The organism is Desulfonatronospira sp. (assembly GCA_003563255.1).
Classification (GTDB): Bacteria; Desulfobacterota; Desulfovibrionia; order Desulfovibrionales; family Desulfonatronovibrionaceae; genus Desulfonatronospira.
In genome coordinates, this window is the sequence record PWSL01000009.1 from 1 (window position 1) to 2,658 (window position 2,658).

Consider the following 2,658-nt stretch of genomic DNA (forward strand, 5'->3'; position numbering starts at 1 on the left):
TGATAACCCTGGCCGTCCTGGGCCTGGCCCTGCTGGCTGGAATGTTCCTGACCAGAGGTATTGTCAGACCTGTCAGTCTGCTGGAAAGGGCCGCCGGCAGGCTGACGTCAGGTTCCCAGCCTGAGGAGATCGCGGAAATGTCCAGGGTTGTGGAGGTCCGCAACCTGACCAGGTCCTTCAACCAGATGTCCCGCAAGATATCCGACTCCATTCTGAAGCTGAACAACGAACTGGATGAGCGCAGGCGGGCTGAGGAATCCCTGCGGGAGAGCCAGGCAAGAATGCAGGCGGTTACTGACTCAGCCCAGGACCCAATTATCATGATGGGACCTGACGGCGAAATATCATACTGGAACCCCATGGCCGAAATAATATTCGGATATACTGCAGAAGAAGTCATGGGGAAAAACCTGCATCATCTCCTGGCACCTGAAAAATATCATGAATCCTTTAAATACGCTTTTCCTGAATTCAAGAGGACCGGACAGGGCAATGCTGTGGGCAAAACAATTGAATTATCAGCTATTGGCAAGGATGGCCTGGAAATTCCCATCTCGCTGTCCATGTCCTCAGTCTCGCTGCAGGGAAGATGGCATGCAGTGGGAATCATTCGGGACATATCTTATCAAAAAAAGGCCGAAGATGCCCTTATCCAGGCCAAAGAACAAGCCGAGGCTGCCAACCTGGCCAAGTCCGAATTCCTGGCTAATATGTCTCACGAGCTTCGCACTCCTTTCAACGGCATAATGGGTATGATGCAGCTTCTGCGGACCACGCCCCTGAATGAAGAGCAGCAGGAGTACGTTGCCGCGGCTGTCACATCGTCCGAACGTTTCACCCGCCTGCTTTCGGACATTCTGGAACTGTCCAACATTGAAACGGGAAAAATGATCATCCGCTCTGCAGAATTCAGCACTAAAGAATTGCTTGAATCCTTGTCCGGTCTGTTTTCGGCAGAAGCTCGCCAAAAGGGACTCGCCCTGGAATTTTTCATGGATCCTGATCTTCCGGCACAAGTCACAGGAGACGTGACCCGGGTCAAGCAGATCCTGTTCACCCTGGTGGGCAATGCCTTGAAGTTTACAAAGCAGGGAAACGTCCAGGTGCAACTGATTTCTCTCTCTGGGGCCAAAGGCGGAGATACCAGATTGAAGTTTTCAGTTTCCGATACCGGCATAGGCATCCCCGATGATAAAATGAGAGATCTGTTCAAGCCTTTTGTGCAGGTTGATGGATCGTATACACGCGAATATCAGGGCGCAGGTCTAGGCCTGTCCCTGGTCAAACGCCTGGTGGAGATGATGAACGGAAACATTTCCGTTGAAAGTGAAGTGGGCCGGGGGACCACAGTGCACGTGGTCCTACCCTTTGCCCTGCCTGCTGCTGATCACTTGGAATCAGTTACTGCAGCCACAACTAAGCCAGAGTCCAAAAAGTACTTAGATATCCTTCTGGCAGAAGACGATAACTTGAATCAGTTTTTCATGAAAGCCATGCTGGAAAAGCAAGGACATAATGTCGTTCTGGCAAATAACGGGCAGGAAGCCGTAGATCTGTTCCAGGAACAGAACTTTGACTGCATACTCATGGACATTCAAATGCCTGTGATGACCGGGGTAGAGGCGACGCAGCGGATAAGAAGCATGGAGCAGGGAGCATGGGGCATGGAGCAGGGGGCAGAGGTCAGAGGTCAGAGACCGACTGCAGAAAAACGTATCCCAGAATCCCTCAATTCCTCAATTCCTCAATCCCCGAATTCGGAAGTCCCAGAATCCCTCAATTCCTTAATTCCTCAATTCTCCAATCCCCGGATTCCAATCATCGCTGTAACCGCCCATACCCAGCCAGGTGACCGGGAGAAGTTCCTGGAGGCAGGCATGGATGATTATATAGGCAAACCGGTGAATCATGAGGATTTTCAAAGGGTGTTCAGTAAGTTTTTTGGGCAGGAGCATTTACAGCAATACCCGTGGCAAGAATAAACAGTGAATTTTAACGGCTATTATGTTGTCAGTCACAAAGTGAGTTTGAATGCAATACCATTCGAAAGGATCATTTGATAGGAAGCTGGGACTGCCTATGGCCTGGCAACTAGGCTTGACCCTGTCGCATCTTTGGTCCCGCTATCAAGCGGAAAAAAAATCATTTCAAGTCAAGGACTTCACTTTTATAAGAAGTTTAAATTCCTTAGGCGCTTAGCACAAATTTCGGAACAACATATTGTTTCATTTTCAAAGGAAGCCTAGAGGTTATGCCCACGGAACACACGGAAGGGCACGAAAGTTTTAAAGCGTTGCGAAGCAAAGCATATTCCGTGAAATTCCGTGTATTCCGTGGGCAGTCTCTTTTGCCCTGAAGGGGCCACTTTTTCCGCGAAGGGTCGCGGAAAAAGCCTTAGGCGCTTAGCACAAATTTCGGAACAACATATTGTTTCATTTTCAAAGGAAGCCTAGAGGTTTTGCCCACGGAACACACTGAAGGGCACGGAAGTTTTTCTTATCGCTCCCACGCTCTGCATGGGAGCGTATCTGGATCCAGCACTCACTTTTGGCAATGGAGAAATACCAGAAATAAATAGTATTCAAAAGTGAGTGCTGGATCATTGGTGGACGCGGAGCGTCCGGAAGATGTTCCCACGCAGAGCGTGGGAACAATAAA

Annotated in this window: 1 protein-coding gene; it reads left to right on the forward strand. The window is 49.6% G+C overall.

Translation table 11 applies throughout. From position 1 onward, the window contains the following. Nucleotides 1-1,982: ATP-binding protein (locus QZP87_RS00270; RefSeq protein ID WP_291320924.1), on the forward strand; the 1,982-nt coding region annotated here is incomplete at its 5' end. Nucleotides 1,983-2,658 lie beyond the last annotated feature (676 nt).